The organism is Pseudoalteromonas sp. 31A1 (assembly GCF_011378815.1).
GTDB classification, from domain to species: domain Bacteria; phylum Pseudomonadota; class Gammaproteobacteria; order Enterobacterales; family Alteromonadaceae; genus Pseudoalteromonas; species Pseudoalteromonas arctica.
Window position 1 is genome coordinate 1 of record NZ_WTKY01000051.1, and the last position, 4,315, is coordinate 4,315.

At 36.4% G+C, this 4,315-nt stretch carries 4 protein-coding genes; all 4 read right to left on the bottom strand.

The window, feature by feature from the left end:
* Positions 1-185: 185 nt before the first annotated feature.
* The 4 genes from GQR52_RS20130 to GQR52_RS20145 all read right to left on the bottom strand — a co-directional run bounded on the left by GQR52_RS20130 (position 186) and on the right by GQR52_RS20145 (position 4,210).
* The gene (locus GQR52_RS20130; protein ID WP_165729589.1) at positions 186-1,025 is read right to left on the bottom strand and encodes a hypothetical protein; all 840 of its coding nucleotides are present in this window, start codon (positions 1,023-1,025) and stop codon (positions 186-188) included.
* A 204-nt stretch (positions 1,026-1,229) separates the two neighbouring features.
* On the bottom strand, positions 1,230-2,768 hold the full coding sequence (locus GQR52_RS20135; RefSeq protein ID WP_165729590.1) for a transposase: 1,539 nt from the start codon (positions 2,766-2,768) through the stop codon (positions 1,230-1,232).
* A gap of 216 nt (positions 2,769-2,984) precedes the next feature.
* Positions 2,985-3,404 carry a hypothetical protein gene (locus GQR52_RS20140; RefSeq protein WP_165729591.1) on the bottom strand — a complete coding sequence of 140 codons (420 nt, stop codon included), beginning with the start codon at positions 3,402-3,404 and terminating at the stop codon, positions 2,985-2,987.
* Between the two features lie 110 nt (positions 3,405-3,514).
* Complete coding sequence (locus GQR52_RS20145; protein WP_165729592.1) at positions 3,515-4,210, bottom strand: hypothetical protein; 696 nt, start codon at positions 4,208-4,210, stop codon at positions 3,515-3,517.
* Positions 4,211-4,315: the final 105 nt, after the last annotated feature.

Consider the following 4,315-nt stretch of genomic DNA (forward strand, 5'->3'; position numbering starts at 1 on the left):
GCGAATGAATGGATTCAAGGTTAAAAAGCAATCAATTGAAAATAGTAGAATACGTTCCTAGAAAGAGTAATTCTACAGCCTCAACGCCTTGCTAAGAGGCAAAAAAATGTTGGCTAAAATGTTGAGGAACGAAAACAGCCAACTGTTTTTTGTCCTTTTGAGCAGCTTGTTAGATGCGATTTTAATTAAACACCTTTTCTAGCAACGAATGACTTACCTTCATAACTCAAAGTTAGGTTGTATTTCTTCATGCTCTTAAGTTTGTTATTTAACAAAATATGACCACTTACGTTACATACTTGATAAAAGTCATCATCGTTTGACGAGAGAATGTCCGCAGTGCCTTCAATATATAATAATTTATCGGAATGAAATACTATCGATGTAATAATAGTGCCGTCACACCACATTGCCTCGGGGAAAACATCAAGTTGTAACCTACTACTTAAAAACCATTCAAAATCACTTTGTAAAGTTTGAGTAGTATTTTCGTTTAATTTACTCCGAACATTTAATAAGTCAGAAACAAAAATATTTTCACTTTTGCGGATAGAGTTTTTTATTAACCTCTTGCTTGCAATCATTCTTTTATAGCTCTTACTGCTATATTCATAGATAAATTCACGAGAATTAGGTGAAATGTATATTGATTTAACGATACCATCTTTAAGAGTTAGGTACATTTCACTGTCAGGAGCAGTGACTTCTCTATATCTTTCGGAGCCTTCATTAACAATTAAGTAAGGAAACTTATTTACGAGTTCATTCAAACTTAATCCGATGATACAAATATCATCCAAACATGCATTGCTTGAAGTGATATAACAACCATCAAAACGAAACTCTAAATCAGGATCAAAAGACAATTCCAACCCTATTTTTTTATAAATCCATTTTTCTGACGTAATTTCATCTTGACCGTCAGGGTTACAGATTTCATCAGGTAGACCTAAGAAGGTTTTAATCTCCTCCCTGAACATACCAAATTCAACTTTTTCAACACCAGTATTAGGATAAATATTCATAGCATCTAACGAGCCTGTAGATTAACTCGTTTTAAAATTTTTTTATTGATAAACAAACCATAGCTGAGTTCCTATTTTGGTTCAATTGATTACTGTATTTTTACGCAGCATATAAAGAAGTGTTTGGTGTTGTTTAAATTGGCGTTTTGGAAGCGATTACGAGTGGTTGAGTGGTTTTATTTAGGTTAAAAGGACTTCCCCTTCTTAATGCATCGTGTTTTGCAGTTTTTCTATATTATGAACAAGGCAATACAGTTGCCATTGCATATTAACTTTCGTTTGACCCCGTAAGGTCAATTTATTCATGCCCTTATTGACGGTAATATTGCCGAACACGGGTTCAATACAGCCTAATCGCTTACTGTATTGTCGTCGCCCTATGGGGCTATCTATTTTTACTTTCATTTTGTCTACATAGCTCAGCTTTTTGCGTGATTCATTATTTATAAACTGTACTTGTCGCCCCGTTTTAATGGGTAGTTTTCGCATGCATTGCTGCTGTAGCGGGCACGTTTTACAGTCTTTTAAGTAACCACAGAATCGCGTGTATTGCTGGTTATGACTTTTTACATTAATCCCACTTCGCCACATATCATTGCCTGCGGGGCAGCGGCATGTTTGAGTTGCCTCATCATAATGAAAATCGTCTGAGGTAAATAAGCGTGGCTTGCCTTTGCTGCGTTTTAGTCGGCGCTTTTCTTGCTCCGTTTCGTATGTTTCGCTGTCTTTAAACAGCGGATTTCGTTTTCTAAATTGGTTATCCGCAATGTAGGTATCGAACCCACTTTTCGCCATGTATTCAAGGTTCACTTCGCTGTTAAACCCACTATCTGCGGTGAATTTAATCGTGTGATCGTCTTTGAGCTTGTCAGTGTTCAATCTATCGAGTTGCTGTTTTAATTGTGCAACGGCTGGCTGCAGAGTTTGTTGCTCGCCTACTGAGCCCCACGCTTGTGCTTGCAGGATGATTTGATGTTTATCATCGTTTATCGCGATGCCGTTGTAGCCTTGAATTGTGCCTTTTGAGGTCGTCATCTTCGCACTGTCGGGGTCAGTGATATTACTTTTAACAGGCTTGCCTTTACTGCCTGTTTTTTCTTTGTGAGTGGCTAAAAACTCAGTGATTTTATCTGCACTTTTATCCAGCTTTTCTTTTTGTTTTAAGTCCTGAGCTATCAACTCTTCGCCCAGTCCATCTTGTGATTGGTGGCGTTCAATTATACGTTTGCTTGCGCGTTCTAATTTTGCTCTTTTGCGGCTTAACTCATCGAATGTGCCGCTCCACTCTTTACTCGCATTGGACTTTAATTTACACCCATCAATGGCAAACATGTTGCGGCCTATCAAGCCTTCCTCATCACATATCATCAGTACTTGCGTAAAAAGCGGCTCAATCTGCTCATGCATTTTGGCCACGAATCCCGCTATAGATGTGTAATGCGGCTGGATATCACCCGACACACTCATAAATAAAATGTTCGTCTCACACGCTTTAGCAATTCGGCGGCTACTAATTAAACCATGAGCATAACCCAGTAAAATAATCTTTAGCATTACCGAGGGTGGATACGCCGCCGCACCCGTTCTGTCGTTGTTATACCACGCGTCAAAGCCCGACAAGTCGAGTTTATTTTCGACAATATAACAAAGGGCATACTCAAAGGTGCCAGGCAAAATTTGTTCAGCGAAATTGATAGGAATGAATTTATTTTGACAGGATAAGTCAGGCTTATAGTTAGCCATAACAGTTTACCGTGGGTGAATAATATCTATTAGATCACAGCGAACAGATGGATTCAAGGTTAAAAAGCAATCAATTAAAAATAGTAGAATACGTTCCTAAAAAGAGTAATTCTACAGCCTCAACGCCCTATTAACAGGCAAAAAATAGTTTGCTAAAATGTTGAGGAACGAAACAGCAAACTGTTTTTTGTCCTTGTTTAATAGCTTGTTATGTGGCTAATTACAAAAATGCTTAAGTTTGGCTTTCTTTATAAGTGGAGCAAGCTTTTCTATTGCGCCATTATTTTTATGCCAAATGATATAAGTGTAATCCCACTCTTCTGTAACGACACAACCTAACTCAGGTAACACATACTTTGAGAATAGAGAATTATCTTTATCCATAGATTCACTGTAATTTGAAAAAGTATCCTGAATATTACTTATATCGAGAAGTTTTTCAGATTTACAATCCACTAGTTTAACCATAAAACTTTGAGAAAGTAACTTGATGAACTCATTGAAACGACTCCAATCATTTTCTGTTACAAGATCTAGTTTATAGCTTTCCTCGCCTAACCAACCATCCCAAAGAGATACAAACTCTTTAGTATAATTAGCTTTAACTTCCCAATCTTCAAAATATGATTGATACATAAGACTCGATAGACACATAACGCCTAAATAACAGGCTAAGTAATGGTTGGCTATAATGTGTAGCGAAGCGAAACGTAGCCAACTGTTACGTGTCCTTGTTGATTTTCTTGTTAGGCAACAAAATTACGCCGTAGATAAGTAAAACACAGTTCTTCTTTTTCTGTTACTTCAAACAGACTGCTAGTAATAATCGCATATAGTACTTTACAAATATCTGATAAATGATGGTTATTAAAAGTATTCCAATCAGTATCATTTGGGTTATTGATAACCTGTAAATGAACTTTATTTCTTAGTGACCTTAATGACTCTAACTTTTCATATATATTTTCATTAGACCCAAATACGCTCTTTGATTTCGCACATTTGATCATAGCGTCGAATGACATATGTTTAAGTTGTTCTTCTTCCAATTTTTTATAGATAATTGTGTCGATTCTAACCATTTCATCATCAAGTTTTTTCTGATTCCCTTTAAACTTAGCCTTCTCAATCCAATCAGTTTTAGTATGATTGCCGTTAACGATGAGAAGAAAATGCAATAATGATTCAATAATTCCGCATCCAACAAGAACAATGGTTTTGATTGTTTGGGTAATAATTACAGAGCTGAGCTTTAGATCTTGGAGTAACTTATCTTGAAATTCTATATATTGGAGGTTATAAGCAATATTTTTTCTTAACGCATAAACATGATCATAACCTCTATTCTCATATAATACTTTTATCAAAATAGATTCTAGTTGTGCAATTGACCATGGATACCAAGTATCCTTATTTTCACCGACTCTTGAAAGTTCCGACATACTTTTCCTTGTTGCCTAACGCCACGTTAAGCGGCAAAAAATTGTTGGCTAAAATTGTGAACGGAGTGAAACAGCCAACTGTTTTTTGTCCGTTTGAACGTCTTG